This is a genomic window from Legionella sp. 16cNR16C, from assembly GCF_021297775.1.
Taxonomy (GTDB): Bacteria; Pseudomonadota; Gammaproteobacteria; order Legionellales; family Legionellaceae; genus Legionella_C; species Legionella_C quinlivanii_A.
The window spans coordinates 124,137-139,105 of sequence record NZ_JAJTMX010000001.1; the positions used below are offsets into that span (position 1 = coordinate 124,137).

A 14,969-nucleotide genomic window follows, 5' to 3' on the forward strand; every position below is an offset into this window, starting at 1 on the left:
ACCACCGGATTGACCAGACTAACCGAGATCGATATAAATGAATAGTCTTTCAACGCATCTCGGTGAGCAGCCATTTGGAATAAATTATGTTAGAGCACCTTATTGAACTTAGAAAACGGATGATCAGGGTGCTGATTTTTTTTGCTATCCTGTTTGCCAGTTATTTTTATTTTGCAAAGGATTTATTTCACTGGGTGGTTTCTCCTCTGTTGAATGCCTTGCCAGCCGCCCAAGGCAGCCTGATTGCCACACAGGTTACCGCCCCAGTGTTGACGCCAATCGCTCTGGCCAGCAATCTCGCCTTTCTCTCGGCAACGCCGTTTTTCTTATTCCAGCTATGGGGCTTCGTGGCGCCGGGACTTTATCGCGATGAACGAAAAAAAATAAAGGGCGCGGTACTTGGCAGCTTAGGCCTTTTTTTTCTGGGGATTGCTTTTTGTTTTTATGGGGTTTTGCCGTTTATGTTTCAATTTTTTATTCAGGCTGTTCCTGATGGAGTCAAAATGATGCCTGATATCAGCAATGCTCTGGATTTTATTACCCGCATGCTGATCATTTTCGGCATCTGCTTTCAGGTACCCTTAATCTGCTTTGTACTCGTTCAACTGGGATGGCTTGAAATTCGGCATTTAACCCTGGTACGCCCCTACATTATCGTGCTGGCCTTTACTGTGGGCATGCTGCTGACGCCGCCTGATGTCTTATCGCAAATATTATTAGCAGTGCCGTTATGCCTCTTATACGAACTGGGTATTTTACTATGCCGATGGAAGAAACCTTCTTTGAGCCAAACTCATAACATTTTAAGTTGAAGGTGAGGGGAATTTTCCATTGACCCAAAAATAGTCCTGAGTGAACATTATAGGTTGATTATCTCGTTTAGAGATAAAGCCCACTTCGTTAACGCTGGTCTGACATAACCAACCTGTTAAATTGGAGGGGCTGTTCGCATGAAAAGCGCCAGGCGAAAACAGAGCAATATTTTTCCCTTTCTCTTTATCTCTGGCCGAAATATATCGGAAAGCTTCTACTCCGTCTTGCCTCATATCAGAACCCAATTGCTGTGTATCAGAATAGGAAGTGGGAGAGGTTAGAATGGATTCAAATTCAGTAAAGGGCGGCTGATCTAAAAACACTCCCCATTTGCTTTTAATAGAGACGGAAAAGGAAGAGAATTCGCTTGTAATAGAGGTGTGAAAGGGTACTTCCGGGCCTAGCATATAAACAAATCGGTAATAAGCAACTTCCGCTAGTGCCGTGTAAAGATTTAATGATCCGTAAAAGAGACTCTGCTCAAAAGTAGATCCAAATCGCGAACCATATTTAAGCGGAGGATAACGGAATGCTGTTTTCAGTAGATAGTCCAGCGAATCGGTATTATCAGGAAATAGCGGTTTGGTATGCTCAAGTAACTCTTCTAAAAGACATTGCTCATGTAAGTTATTCACCAGATTCAAAGTGGCTGCTTTTTCCTGTGATTCTACAAAGCGAAATATGGACGCTAAGATGGGTTTAATCTCATTTTTACCCTTAGCTCGCAGCCAAATATCGACCATTATATCTTTCCCCTGATAGCATCCAGATAACTTACTACTCTGGATAGTCCTGTTACAGTCTTCATGGCTTCCAAAGGGATATCCTGAATATGAAAGTTATTGGTTCTTAACCAGTGGTTAATTGCCTCTTTATTCCCACCGTTTAAGGCAAACAAAGAACGGTAAACTCGAATTAATAATAATGAAAGCTCACCTTCTTTGCTTTTTGGGTCAATCTCGCTTTTCTTCAGGATTCGATTGACTGTATTACGAGAACGGCCAATGATTTTGCCCAACTCCTCGTCAGTCAATCCCAGCTGTGCTTTTAAATTAGTGAGGGCTACTGCCAGGACATAATTTTCATCAGGTTTGGATTGAATGTTCATGAGTCCCTCGTTTTTGCACCATATGTGATATTATAGCATTATTTGCACCATTTGGTGCACTATCTATAATATTTGTCATACCAGTCTTCATTCGTCGCCCTGTGGTTCTTGCTTCCAGACAAGTTGGCGATTTTGACTACCAAAGGCTCAAGCAGCGGATGAGCCAGTGTAGTGGCTAATAAAATGAGCGAGACGGCATAACGATTGAGAAAGAAGAGGCCTGCGTGGCTATAGTCCGCTTCATAAAAAGGCTCATTTTGGATCCATCGATTAACCGCAGTGCAGACCGGTAAATAAAGAAGTATGACAATTTCATGAAAGATGCGAACTTCAGAGAAATTTCCAATGAGCTGTAAGCCAAGGAAATAGAAGAGTGCTATGAAGCGAATGGGTCTTAACTGCGGGGGAATGTAATCAATGAAAGCAAACCACAGTAGAGGCAATCCCATAAAACAAAAATTAACCAGAAAAATAGCCAGTTGCCTGAATAGCCAGTTGAAATTGGTTTCAAAATAGGTGTGGCCAAAAAACTGATCATACCATTCGGTGAGCGGGCCAGGCGAATTCTTAGTTAAATGAAGAATGATCAGCCGCGCCAGAATATAGAGCAGCACTGCAGCAATCATCGGCTTGGCAATTTGTTTTCTGTCACTCCAATGCAGCGCCGGGATTAACAGCACAAGTAAAATACTGCTTTCCCGATTAAATGTGGAAAGAAATATCCAGAACAGGAGCAGCGTCCAGCGTTTTTGTAGACACAGCAGAAAACCCATGCTTATAAAAAAAAGGGAGGCTGAGTCTGAGGGGTAATAAAAAGTCGCCGGGCCGCCAAACATTATGCGGTAATTAACTACTGACAACAGCGGCAATAACAACAGAAACAGCCAGGAGCAAACAAGACTTGCCCGCCGAGAAAGCTGGCGTTGAAGCAATGCCTGCAAACTGAAAAAAAAGGCGGCTGTAAACAGAAATTCCAGTAGAAAGAAAAGAGAGCCTGGAGAGAAAGGCAGAAAAGAGGATAAAAGTTTCGCCATTGCAGGAACCAGCAGGCGTTGGGCAAACGGCATGCGAGTGCAAAAATCAAGCATTTGTTCCAGTGTAACCTGTATGTAGATTACTGTGAGCCGGGTATGAAGAAACGTATAGGCAAGCAGCAATACAAAACTGATAAACCGGGTTTTATAAAGGAACAGATCGGAATTAATGCTCTGAGGGCTAATCCTGGCCGACATTCTGATATGCAAAAATATACTATTGACCGCCATTTTGAGCCTGAATCTGGGGAATAGCAAGCTTAAGCTTTATGGAAATTGACCGATACTAATAATGTAATGCCAAAAAAAGCAGGAGGGCCTATGACTAAAGAAGCCAAATTTAATATCGGCGATTGCGTCAGGCATCAGCAGCACGGCTACCGAGCCGTCATTGTTGATATCGATCCTTTATTCCAGGCATCCGGGCGCTATAACCCGCAGGCCAGTAAACGTGAATTTGCCGCAAGAAGCCCATGGTATCGACTGCTGGTCGATGACAGCAGCCAGATTACTTATGTTGAGGAATGTCATTTAATCCTGGACAGAAATACAGAGCAAATTGATAACCCCAAATTACCGGAGTATTTAATTGCGGATAAAGAGGGGTATAGGAGCTGTACTAAAAAACATTAACCTGTCTCTACAGGTCTTTTGAGATGGGTGATGCTCTGCCTGAGGTCTGAAATTACAGGGTAATACCTTCCGCTCCCCACGTGCCTGGTTTGTCCCAGGCATTCAGGGGGTGCTAATTACCCTGCTGCAATTTGAGAGCTATAATAAGAAAAGAATGTTACTTAGGCTATAAGGATAGATACTCTGTGGAAGGTAAACCAGTTTCGTCTTTCTTACATAATCTGCAATTAAGCAGAGGCATACTTAATTTTGTCTTTATTACTGCGTTGATCTGCCTCTTGATAATTAATGTCTACTCTTATTATCAGCTTAAGGCCCTAGTCAAGGCCAATAACTGGGGTTATCCATACCTATCAGGTGATTCAAAGTATCGATTCCTCTTTGTATAGCGTGGTCGATATCGAATCCCGGCAGCGAGCTTATTTGCTTCGAGGTAATGAGCAGTTTCTGGCAGATATCGAACCAATCAAAAAGCAATTAACGATAGATATAGAGCAACTTACAACTTTAACCCATGATAATCCAGGACAAAAAGTACGTACTCAGCGGTTTTTGGAGCTGGTTGATCAGCGAATGGAGTTACTAAACCGCATTTTGCAATTTAAATTAAGTAACAAACTGGATACCCCAGAAGGTCTTGAGCAATTGAACTTAAGTCAGAATCTGTCGAATCGGGTAAAGGATTTGGGCCAGGAGATTAAATCAGTTGAAATGGTTTTGCTGACTGAGCGAAATAATTCCGCAATCAGTCAATCGAAAATGTTTAGCTCTATTCTAATAGTCGGCGGTACCATCAGTATTTTATTTCTGATTATTGCCTTTGCGCTGGCGAATATGGAGCTGCTAACTCGTAGAACCGCAGAAAAGCATAACTTCAACACGCAGACCCGCCTGCGAAAAATTATTGAAAGTGCAAGCGATATGATTGCCGCCCTGGATAAAAATCTGCAGTTCATCATTTTTAATGAAGCCTATCAGCAGGAATTCAAGCAGCTTTTTGGAAAAACTCTTACCCTGGGGATGTCCATCGATGACGCCTTTGAGGGTATTGCCGATGAAAAACGTGCAATAGCTGCTCAATGGAAGGACTCTTTGCAAAACCATGAGAAGCTGCTTCGTGCGGAACTTAAGGTGAATGACGAAAAATATACTTATGAGATGTCATCAAGTCTGATTCAAAACGATAATAATGAAGTCAACGGAGTTGTGCACAGCGTGCGAAACATCACCCAGCGCATTAAAGAACATACCGAACTACAACTGTCTTATGAGAAATTAACTGCCGGAATGCTTGAGTTGCAAAATAAGAATATAGAAATCACTTTGCTGGTGGAGATGAGTGACATCATGCTGGCTTGCAGTACACTGGAGGAGCTTAGCACGGTCATGTCAAAATACTCGCAGCGCCTGCTATCGTTTGTCAATGGCGGCTATCTGTTTATTATGCACCCTTCTAAAAACTACCTTGAGAATGCAGCCAGTTGGGGAGAACCGCATGATCAGGATCAAACCTTTGTCCCCGACCAATGCTGGGCCATTCGTCTGGGTCGTATTCACCAGGTGAATGAGCCTGAGAAAGAACTGGTCTGTTCTCATATTAAGCTGGAAGAGCATGGTGACAGAGGATTACTCTGTGTACCGCTGATGGCTCAGAACGACATCTATGGTTTACTCTATATGGAAGCAAAGACGGATACGCCTTTGTTGATAGATGAAAACAAGCGTTTGCTGATTACTGCCTTTGCTGAGTTAACCGCATTAGCCCTGGCAAACGTTCGCCTGCGTGAAAACCTTCGCCATCAGTCCATCCGCGATCCTTTAACGGGTTTATACAATCGCCGTTATTTGGAAGATTTCATGTTCAAGCAGCTGCATCAGGCGCAGCGCTCCAACTCGCCTTTTGCAATTCTGATGATTGATCTGGATCATTTTAAGAAAATTAACGACACTTACGGCCATGAAGCGGGGGATGTCGTTTTAAAGGAATTTGGCCATATACTACAGGAGAATATTCGTTTGGGAGATATCGCGGCCCGATATGGCGGTGAAGAGTTTATTGTGATGTTTTATGATATTAGTCAGGATGATGCAAAAATGCGAGCTGAAGCGATAAGAATGGCCATACAGAAAACCCCGCTTAAATACGGGGCTCAACAAATAGGGCAAGTGACGGCGTCAATTGGACTTTCAATGTATCCCAAAGATGCCAAAACTACAGCCGAGTTAATTGAGGCGGCTGATAAGGCGCTCTACAACGCAAAAAACAATGGCAGGAACCAGGTGGTTATCTTTGGTAAAAGCGAGAACGGCAAATTGCCGCGTGCTGTAGCGGAACCGAAGCAAATAGCTTCAAAACATTAATTTAAAAATCCTCTCTCCCCTCAGGGGAGAGAGTTAGAGAGAGGGGTTTAAAAATTAACCCTCACCCTAGCCCTCTCCCAGCTTGGGAGAGGGGATTTTCTCTTAAGTTAATGCCAAACGTGCCTGTGCGGAGTGACGCAGACTACACAGCAATCGGGGCTTTAATAAGCGGGTGGAACTGATAGTTCACAATGTCAAAATCCTCAAAATGGTATTCAAATAAAGAGTCCGGTTTTCGCTTGATTTCCAATTGTGGTAAAGGATAAGGTGTTCTCTGTAATTGGGTTTGTGCCTGCTCCAAATGATTAAGATAAAGATGGCAGTCACCTCCGGTCCAGATAAATTCGCCCGGCAAAAGCCCGGTCTGCTGCGCCACCATGTGAGTTAAGAGAGCGTAGGAGGCAATATTAAAAGGAACGCCTAAAAACACGTCAGCGGAGCGTTGATAAAGCTGACAGGACAGATGTCCATTGGCCACATAAAACTGAAAGAGGGCATGACAGGGCATCAATGCCATTTTATCGAGCTCGCCCACGTTCCAGGCACTGACCAGTAATCGCCTGGAGTCCGGGTTGCTTTGAATCTGTTGAAGGACTTCACTGAGCTGATCAATCGCTTCACCATTCTGAGAAGGCCAGCTTCGCCATTGGCGGCCATAAACTGGACCCAAATCGCCATTGCTGTCTGCCCACTCATCCCAGATGCTAACGCCATTTTCATTAAGATAGGCGATATTGGTGTCACCTTTGAGAAACCATAATAACTCGTGAATAATACTGCGGGTATGCAGTTTCTTAGTGGTGACTAAAGGAAAGCCCTGGCGCAGGTCAAATCGCATCTGATACCCAAATACCGATAAAGTGCCGGTACCGGTACGATCGGTTTTTTCAGTGCCGTTTTTTAAAATATGATCTAAAAGATTCAAATAGGTTTGCATTGTTTTACCCACCATAACCATAATCCGGCTAACAACATGGGGATGGACAACAGCTGTCCCATGGTTAGCGAATCAAATGCCAAATAACCAAGTTGTATGTCTGGTTCGCGGAAAAATTCCGCAAAAATACGACAAAGTGAATATCCGATTAAAAATATCGCGGATACACAGCCCGTCGGGCGTTTTTTAGCTGCATATAACCAGACTACAATGAAAAGTACAATACCCTCTAGCCCAAGCTCATAAAGCTGGGATGGATGGCGCGGCTGACCATCGCTTCCCGGGAAAATCATTGCCCAGGGCACATCAGTTACCCTTCCCCATAATTCACCATTGATAAAATTCCCGGCCCGCCCCGCGGCAAGACCTAATGGCACAAGCGGGGCAATGAAGTCGGCAACCTCAAGAAATGGCTTTTTACTGCGGCGTGCAAATAACCATAAAGCCAGAGCCACTCCAATCAATCCGCCATGAAACGACATTCCCCCTTCCCAAAGCCTAAACAAAGCCCAGGGAGTACTGATTAGCTGATGCGTGTTATAAAAAAGCATATAGCCCACACGGCCGCCAATAATAACGCCAAGCGCTGCGTAAAAAATTAAATCGCTAACCTGCTCATTACTCCAGTCCAGGCGATATAGCTTAACGCGCAAGCGGGCCAGAGCCCAGGCCATAAAGAATCCAAGCAAATACATTAAACCATACCAATGCACCTTCACTGGACCCAGCGTAAACGCAACGGGATTAATAACGGGATAAGTTAGCATGTTTTCCTCAATTATAGGTTTAAACAAAGTCCCAAAGTAAATTTACAGCGGTCACCACCAGCATGATAATAAAAATAATATTCAGACGTCTTACCGGCAAGCGATAATTTAAACTCACGCCCACTGGCGCAAATAAAATGCTGCTTATCGCGATAGGAATTACCGCTGGCCAATACACATAGCCATAGGCGCCATAAGGCAGCTCTCTATCAGTTAAACCTGATATAGTGAAAGCGAGACAGCCAATTGCACCGACAGCCAGGGTGCAAAGGGCGGATATTCCGGCGATTTTTTTTATATTAACACCACAATAAGCCAGATAAGGAACAATCATCAGGCCGCCGCCAATCCCCAGCAAACCTGAAATAAGCCCGGTAAAGAAGCTGAAACTGTGATTGATCCAGGCGGCCGGAAAGCTTCCCTCTGGTCTGGAGGGTAATCCCGTGCGCATGCGTATTGCTGCACCAAGGAGAAAAACTCCGAGAAAGGCTTTCAGCCAGTCCGCCGGCAATATTCTCGCAATAACGGCAGCCAGAATAACACCGCTGACCAGACCTGGCCAGATATGGTTAAAAACCGACCAGGATACATTGGCACGTTGATGATGAGCCCGGATTGCCGCTAAGGAACTAAAAATCATCACTGCCAATGAACTGCCAACTGCCAGATGAGGCGCCAGATCATTGCTGATTGCCGGATTTTGTTCAAAAAGAAAAAACAATGCCGGTACGACAATAATACCGCCGCCAATGCCTAATAACCCCGCCATTAAACCGGCAAACAGACCCGTCAAGCAATAAGACAGAGCATTCAGGAATAGACCACCAGTCACGTCTTGCCTGCTCGGATTAACCCGCCCAGGCCTTCATTTTCTAGTGCCGTTTGCAAATAAAGCTTAATCTCAGCCGGATGCTCCATTTCCAGCACGTCTGCCAGCATTTTACGGCAGCTGGCTAAAGACACATTGCGGATAATCCATTTTACTCGTGGCAGGCTGGTGGAGTTCATGCTTAAGGTGTCAAATCCCATTGCCAGCAATAACATGACCGCCAGAGGATCGCTGGCCATTTCGCCGCAGATACTGACCTCAACACCGGCAGCATGCCCGCCTTCGACGACACGCATTAATGTCCTCAGCATGGCTGGATGAAAGGATTCATAAAGTCCCGCTACCCGGGCATTATTGCGATCAACTGCCAGCAGATACTGAGTCAGATCATTGCTGCCAACCGATAGAAAATCCACGCGTTTCGCCAGTTCTCTGGCAAGGTATACGGCCGCAGGTACTTCTATCATTACTCCGAGTCTGGGTTTTTCAATACGGCAACCCTCTTCCAGCAACTCGTGATAAGCCTGTTCAATGAGCAGGGAAGTTTCTTCGACTTCGCTTAATGTAGTGACCATCGGCAGCATTATCCGCAGATTATTCAGATCTTCGCTGGCGCGAATCATCGCTCTAATCTGCATCAGAAACACGTCAGGGTGATCAAGCGTGACGCGGATTCCTCGCCATCCAAGATAGGGATTATCCTCCTCTACCGGGAAATAGGGTAGTATTTTATCTCCGCCGATATCCAAAGTGCGCATGGTGACAAAGCGCGGGGCGAAGGCTTTGAGAATTTGTCGATAAATAATATATTGTTCATCTTCAGAGGGAAAACGATCGCGGCTCATGAATGGAACTTCAGAGCGATACAAGCCAACCCCTTCCGCCCCCACGCTCATTGACAAACCGGCATCCATCGCAAGCCCGGTATTGACCTGCAGGGATACCTTATAGCTATCCAGAGTTTCGGCCGGCTTGTCACGAAGGCTGATTAAGGTCTGATTCAGCTCGTGTTCTTCCTGTGCCAGTTTCTTAAATTCAGCGAGCACAGTACGATTGGGTGAAATGTAAACATGGCCTAAAAAACCATCCACAATGACTGCACGTTCCATCAGGTATTCAGTTTTTAAACCGCGAACCCCCATGACAGTAGGTACGCCCAGTGCGCGCGCCAGAATGGCCACATGCGAGTTGTTGGCTCCTTTTGCCGAAACCACTCCCGCTAAATGCCCCTCTGGAACCTCTGCCAGAGCCGAGGCGGTGATTTCCTCACCTACCAGAATGGTTCGCTTTGGATAAACTATTTCTTCCCGCTGGGTGCGCTGCAATTCTGCCAAAACCCGACGGCCAAGATCGCGAAAATCGCTGGCCCGCTCTCGTAAATAATCATCTTCCATACTTTCAAACTGCTGAACATGCTTTTTGATAACGCTGGAAAGTGCCGCTTGCGCGCTTAATTTTTCGGAACGTATAACATCTTCTACTTCAGTACCTAAACTGTCTTTGTCCAGAATACGGATATAAACATCGAATAATGCATGCTCTTCTTCAGCAACCGTGTGTTTCATTCGTTTGCTTAGTCTTTGCATGTCCTGGCGGGCAATTTGCAAGGCATCAAAAAAGGTGGTTACCTCTTGCTCAATGTCGTCCACATTATGTCTGGGCACCGCATCAATATCCGCCGGCGGATAAACCACAACCGCGGTGCCAATACCTACTCCCGGAACACTGCCCACACCGGTCAGTGCGGTCTGAATGGTTTCCGTTTTTTTTGTGCCGGTGAGTTTAGGCTGAGTAATCTGTACCAGTTCGCCGGTAGCTTCAGCCTGAGCGATAATGCCGCCCAGCTGCGCTGCCAGAGTGATAAGAAAGGCTTCTTCTGCATCGTCAAAACAACGTTTTTCGGCTTGCTGAACGGTCAGTACGCCATACAATTTGCGATGCTGGATAATCGGCACACCCAGAAACGCTTTTAAATGTTCTTCGCCAATCAGGGGATTCTGATGAAAATCGGGATGGATAGGCGCATCCTCAAGATTAATAGGTTCTTCCCGTCGTCCCACTAGTCCGATAATGCCGCGATCAAGCGCCACGCGTACCCGATACTCCGCCATTTTATTAAGGCCGTCTGTAGCTACAAGTACATATTCGGCATGTTTGTTATCAATCAGAAATACGGATACCGCATCCGCGCTGACCGCTTTGCGTACGCGCTGGACGAGAATGGACAATGCATCGTTTAAATGGCTGGCAGTCGTTACATCCTGAACTATTCGCTTGAGTATTTTTAACATTTATCGACTTTGGTTACCTCGCTTTCGTCGAATGCCATAGGGCGTGCGTCGTTTTCTTAACAAATGCTCAAGCTCTTTCATTGCCTGGGCATATACCTGCCGTTTAAAAAAAATTACCTGTTCCTGCGGTTCGTGATAATCAATCCAGCGCCAGCTGTCAAATTCAGGGGAGTCACTAAGATCCAGCCTAAGCTTTTGCTCACTCGTTACCAGGCGCAAAAGATACCATTTTTGTTTTTGCCCAATCACCAGCGGGTCGCTGCCATGCCGCAGATATTGCTTCGGCAAGCGATACTTCAACCAGCGTTTGGTAACACCCAATACCTCAATATCATCCCGATCCAGACCTATTTCTTCTTTCAGTTCGCGATACATCGCTTCCAGCGAGGTTTCACCTGCAGCCAATCCGCCCTGCGGAAATTGCCAGGCATCATGCCCGTGGCGCCTTCCCCAAAAAACCCGGCCGGAGTCGTTCACCAGAATGATACCGACATTCAGCCGGTACCCGGCACGATCAATTACCATGACTAACTACTTACACTAAACTCTTAATGCCCTGATTTTTTCACAAAGTTTCGAGCCGAGCAAATAAAACTGTATTTAACTTGGTTCCAACACTAAAATAATAGCTGTTTTGCAGATTTTTGAACTTTACGAACAAGGCTGGTAATGAAAAAGCGAGTTCTTATCCTCAATACGGGTGGTACCATCAGCAGTGTCAAAACCAATCACGGTTATGAACCGGCCGAGGGGTATGTGGAGCAGGCTTTGCAACAAATGACTGCGCTCTCGCATCCGAGCATGCCTGAATATCAGATTAAAGAATATTCTCCCTTGCTTGATTCTTCCAACATGACTCTTAACGACTGGAATCAGATTGCCTGCGATATTGCTTCCCATTATGAACAATTTGATGGCTTTGTTATTTTTCATGGAACCGATACGATGGCCTATACGGCTTCAGCCCTGTCATTCATGCTTGAGAATCTGGGCAAACCCGTGATTCTTACCGGCTCGCAAATTCCTTTGTCGGAAGTGAGGAATGACGCGTATGATAATATCCTGACCTCCTTATGGCTCTGTGCACATCAGCCCGTTGCAGAGGTTTGTATTTATTTCAACCAGCGTTTGCTCAGAGGCAATCGCAGTCAGAAGATTTCGGCTCAGCATTTTGAGGCCTTTGCTTCTCCAAACTTTCCACTGCTTGCCAGTGTTGGTATTGACATAAAAATTAACCAGGATTTAATTCTCCCTCTGGTTAAGAAAAAGTTTCATCTGCAAACCATTAGCCCGCATTTTATCGCCAACTTCAGACTGTTCCCAGGCTTCTCAACCGATGTCCTGCAGGCTCTTCTGCAACAGCCTCTGCGTGGTCTGGTTCTGGAAACTTATGGTGCTGGTAATGCGCAAAATAACGATGCCCGATTTTTGAAGATGCTGGAAGAAGCCTGCAGACGCGATGTCATTATTATTAACTGCACCCAGTGCCAGCAGGGCTATGTGGAAATGAATCAGTACGCCACCGGTCATACTCTGAAAGATGCCGGTTTAATCAGCGGTCATGATATGACGCCGGAGGCCGCACATTGTAAATTGCTTTATCTGCTCAGTAAAAACCTGCCAGTGGCTGATATTAAACTGGCAGTAGAGAAAAATTTATGTGGTGAGCTAAGCAATTACTAGGTATGTCCCGGTCCGATCCAACCGGGAATGCCCGAACCTTTTTAAACCGATCAGGAGGGTTGGTATACGGACGCTTCTGTCGGTGTTGGTTTTGGGATTGCTATACCCATTGCCTCTCTGGCTTTATTAATACATTCTTTCAGATAGGCTTCAGAGACCCCTATATTATTATCCATTCCTACTGTTCCTAAAGGAGCAACATAGTGAATAGGAAGATCCAGACCCACACCATTGTCTTTTATAACCTGCACGTTACCACTCTCTAAAGCAGTTAATTGCAGACTCACGGCAATTTTTCTGCCTTCAGGGTTATCTCTCATTTTATCTGTACCTGGTCTCCCAAGCATAATAAAAAGATTATTTACTGCGATACCAACCAGTCGTTCTTTTGCTGCGGCAATTTGCAGATTATTCACTTTATCAGTAAAGAAAAAGGAAGCAACGCTTTGCAACAGGGTTGGATTTTTGCTTTCTGCCTGGGTATTCTTAAACAGATAATCAGCCATAAAATAATTAAATATCTGTTGCGGGTCTTTAGGCTGATCGTTAGGTATGTTATTTAATCCCAGCTTTTTCAACTTTCTTAAGTAAGCGCTCGCTAATTCTTTTATATTTACAACTAACTTGTTAAAGTCTCCGGGGCCAATGTTCTTCAGGCGTGCCTCTTCGTTCGCCTCAATTTGTTTGTCTTCGAGTATTTTTAAAATTTTGGCAAGATAAATTTCATCATTGTGGATATCTGAATTAACCGGCTCTTTTTCTTGTAGCGACGGCTCTTCTGGTTCATCAGATGCTGGCTCTTTGATTGGTGATTTAGTTTCTTCATTTCCAATGGCACAAATCAGGCCGGTTAACGTATCCGCAATGGTTCTTTTATCTTCTGCCAGTTTCGCGCGTTCAGCTGTTGGAGCCCATTTCTTCCTGGAGTCCGCATCATACAAATGCATTTGTTCTTTGATATAATCTTGCATGATCTTTAAAAATATTGTCATTGCACTACTCCTTTTAGTTGCAATTTTTTATCATATCAGTAATTTTAGGATTAGCAATACGGATGCAGAGTGTTTAATTCAAAACCTTCCTAAACACTAAAAGCGCTTGTTTTAACAGGAGAATTGATAGATGTCCTTACACGTTATTATTTTGGCAGCCGGCTTGGGTAAGCGGATGTATTCCACTACGCCCAAAGTTTTGCATAAACTGGCTGGCAAACCCATGTTGTCGTGGGTGGTGGAGGCTGCACAAAGCCTTAAGCCTGAAGCGGTACATATTATTTACGGCAATGGAGGAACCCATGTTCGGGAAGCGTTGTCGTCACTGGAGGTGAACTGGGTTCTGCAGGAAAAGCAGTTAGGTACCGGTCATGCGGTGATGCAAGCCCTGCCGTTTATTCCCGAGGAAGCCCGGGTTTTAATTCTTTCTGCGGATGTGCCTTTAATAAGCTCTGAAACGCTGGGGCATTTAATCCGGCAATCAGGCAGCTTTAACCAACTCAGTCTTTTGCTGGCCAATCTCGATAACCCTTTTGGATTGGGGCGTATTTTGCGCGATGAGAATACCGCTATTTACGGCATCGTAGAGGAAAAAGACGCCAGTGAGCAGCAGCGGCAGATCAGGGAAATATACAGCGGCATTTGCTGTGCCAACGCCGGGGATCTGAAGCGCTGGTTGCCCATGCTGAATAGCAATAATGCGCAGGGAGAATATTATTTAACAGATATTATTGCTTTGGCAGTACAGGAAGAACAAATGGTTCAATCCATTACTGCCCGAGATCCGGTCGAGATTCAGGGAGTTAACACGCCATTGCAGTTACAGCAGCTTGAAAGAATATGGCAGCAGCGACAGGCTGAGAAACTCCTTCTGGCGGGGGTATCGATTGCTGATGCAAGCCGTATCGACATTAGAGGCGAATTAACTTGTGGCAAGGATGTGTCCATTGATGTCAACTGTGTGTTTATTGGTAAAGTGAGTTTGGGTGACGGCTGTCGCATTGGCCCTAACTGTGTGATTCGGGATAGCCATATTGGTGCAGGTTCGGATATTTTGCCTAATAGTGTGATTGAGAAAAGCGAACTGGGTGCTGAATGCCATATCGGTCCTTTTGCCCGCCTGAGACCAGGAACAGAGCTTGCCAGCTTTTGCAAAATTGGTAATTTTGTAGAAACCAAGAATGTCGTATTTGATGAGCATTCCAAAGCCAGCCATTTAAGCTATCTGGGTGATGCGCGGATTGGCAGGGATGTGAATATTGGAGCAGGTACCATCACTTGCAATTATGACGGTGCTAATAAACATCAGACAGTCATTGAAGACGGCGCTTTTATTGGTTCGGATACGCAATTAGTCGCCCCGGTGACCGTCGGACGCAATGCGACAGTGGGCGCCGGCAGTACGATTCGTAAAAGTGTGCCTGCAGATGAACTAACATTAAGTGAAAATCGACAAAAAACGGTTTATGGTTGGAAAAGACCTAAGAAAAGATGAGAGGGATAAAATCACCCCTTCCTAAA

The 14,969-nt window shown here is 45.1% G+C and carries 14 protein-coding genes; 5 read left to right on the top strand and 9 right to left on the bottom strand.

Annotated features, from left to right (window positions below; translation table 11 throughout):
• The first annotated feature begins 86 nt into the window (after positions 1 to 86).
• Positions 87 to 812 carry a twin-arginine translocase subunit TatC gene (gene tatC, locus LXA66_RS00595; RefSeq protein ID WP_233011493.1) on the top strand — a complete coding sequence of 242 codons (726 nt, stop codon included), beginning with the start codon at positions 87 to 89 and terminating at the stop codon, positions 810 to 812.
• On the opposite strand, the gene LXA66_RS00600 is transcribed toward tatC, so the two are convergent.
• The 3 genes from LXA66_RS00600 to LXA66_RS00610 are packed head-to-tail and all read right to left on the bottom strand — an operon-like array spanning position 804 to position 3,186.
• The gene (locus LXA66_RS00600; RefSeq protein WP_233011494.1) at positions 804 to 1,556 is read right to left on the bottom strand and encodes an RES family NAD+ phosphorylase; all 753 of its coding nucleotides are present in this window, start codon (positions 1,554 to 1,556) and stop codon (positions 804 to 806) included. The two genes, tatC and LXA66_RS00600, sit on opposite strands and share 9 nt — an antisense overlap.
• Complete coding sequence (locus tag LXA66_RS00605; RefSeq protein ID WP_233011495.1) at positions 1,556 to 1,921, bottom strand: MbcA/ParS/Xre antitoxin family protein; 366 nt, start codon at positions 1,919 to 1,921, stop codon at positions 1,556 to 1,558. The genes LXA66_RS00600 and LXA66_RS00605 overlap by 1 nt, the downstream gene beginning before the upstream one ends.
• A gap of 59 nt (positions 1,922 to 1,980) precedes the next feature.
• Positions 1,981 to 3,186: a hypothetical protein gene (locus LXA66_RS00610; protein WP_233011496.1), complete on the bottom strand. Its 1,206-nt coding sequence runs from the start codon at positions 3,184 to 3,186 to the stop codon at positions 1,981 to 1,983.
• Between the two features lie 90 nt (positions 3,187 to 3,276).
• Here LXA66_RS00610 and hspQ point away from each other — a divergent pair, with 90 nt between their 5' ends.
• Entirely contained in the window at positions 3,277 to 3,588 is a 312-nt protein-coding gene (gene hspQ, locus LXA66_RS00615) for a heat shock protein HspQ (RefSeq protein WP_233011497.1), read from the top strand.
• Positions 3,589 to 3,978: 390 nt separating this feature from the next.
• Positions 3,979 to 5,949, top strand: a complete 1,971-nt coding sequence (locus LXA66_RS00620) for a diguanylate cyclase (RefSeq protein ID WP_233012043.1) — start codon at positions 3,979 to 3,981, stop codon at positions 5,947 to 5,949.
• 142 nt (positions 5,950 to 6,091) lie between these two features.
• On the opposite strand, the gene thyA is transcribed toward LXA66_RS00620, so the two are convergent.
• Genes thyA through LXA66_RS00645 form a run of 5 tightly spaced genes read right to left on the bottom strand, consistent with a single transcriptional unit; the run spans position 6,092 to position 11,298 of the window.
• Positions 6,092 to 6,886 carry a thymidylate synthase gene (thyA, locus tag LXA66_RS00625; RefSeq protein ID WP_233011498.1) on the bottom strand — a complete coding sequence of 265 codons (795 nt, stop codon included), beginning with the start codon at positions 6,884 to 6,886 and terminating at the stop codon, positions 6,092 to 6,094.
• Positions 6,871 to 7,653 (bottom strand): prolipoprotein diacylglyceryl transferase, encoded by a 783-nt coding sequence (gene lgt, locus LXA66_RS00630; RefSeq protein WP_233011499.1) that lies wholly within the window; start codon positions 7,651 to 7,653, stop codon positions 6,871 to 6,873. The genes thyA and lgt overlap by 16 nt, the downstream gene beginning before the upstream one ends.
• Before the next feature lie 19 nt (positions 7,654 to 7,672).
• Positions 7,673 to 8,485: a sulfite exporter TauE/SafE family protein gene (locus LXA66_RS00635; RefSeq protein WP_233011500.1), complete on the bottom strand. Its 813-nt coding sequence runs from the start codon at positions 8,483 to 8,485 to the stop codon at positions 7,673 to 7,675.
• The gene (gene ptsP, locus LXA66_RS00640) at positions 8,482 to 10,773 is read right to left on the bottom strand and encodes a phosphoenolpyruvate--protein phosphotransferase (protein WP_233011501.1); all 2,292 of its coding nucleotides are present in this window, start codon (positions 10,771 to 10,773) and stop codon (positions 8,482 to 8,484) included. The genes LXA66_RS00635 and ptsP overlap by 4 nt, the downstream gene beginning before the upstream one ends.
• Positions 10,774 to 11,298 (bottom strand): RNA pyrophosphohydrolase, encoded by a 525-nt coding sequence (locus LXA66_RS00645; protein ID WP_058506848.1) that lies wholly within the window; start codon positions 11,296 to 11,298, stop codon positions 10,774 to 10,776.
• A gap of 144 nt (positions 11,299 to 11,442) precedes the next feature.
• On the opposite strand from LXA66_RS00645, the gene ansA reads away from it, so the two are divergent.
• A complete protein-coding gene (gene ansA / locus LXA66_RS00650) occupies positions 11,443 to 12,456 on the top strand; it encodes an asparaginase (protein WP_233011502.1) in 1,014 nt (337 codons plus the stop codon).
• Positions 12,457 to 12,506: 50 nt separating this feature from the next.
• Here the strand turns inward: ansA and LXA66_RS00655 are convergent, their stop codons facing one another.
• On the bottom strand, positions 12,507 to 13,448 hold the full coding sequence (locus LXA66_RS00655; RefSeq protein ID WP_233011503.1) for a hypothetical protein: 942 nt from the start codon (positions 13,446 to 13,448) through the stop codon (positions 12,507 to 12,509).
• 130 nt (positions 13,449 to 13,578) lie between these two features.
• Between LXA66_RS00655 and glmU the strand changes: the two genes are divergently transcribed.
• The gene (gene glmU, locus LXA66_RS00660) at positions 13,579 to 14,943 is read left to right on the top strand and encodes a bifunctional UDP-N-acetylglucosamine diphosphorylase/glucosamine-1-phosphate N-acetyltransferase GlmU (RefSeq protein ID WP_233011504.1); all 1,365 of its coding nucleotides are present in this window, start codon (positions 13,579 to 13,581) and stop codon (positions 14,941 to 14,943) included.
• Positions 14,944 to 14,969: the final 26 nt, after the last annotated feature.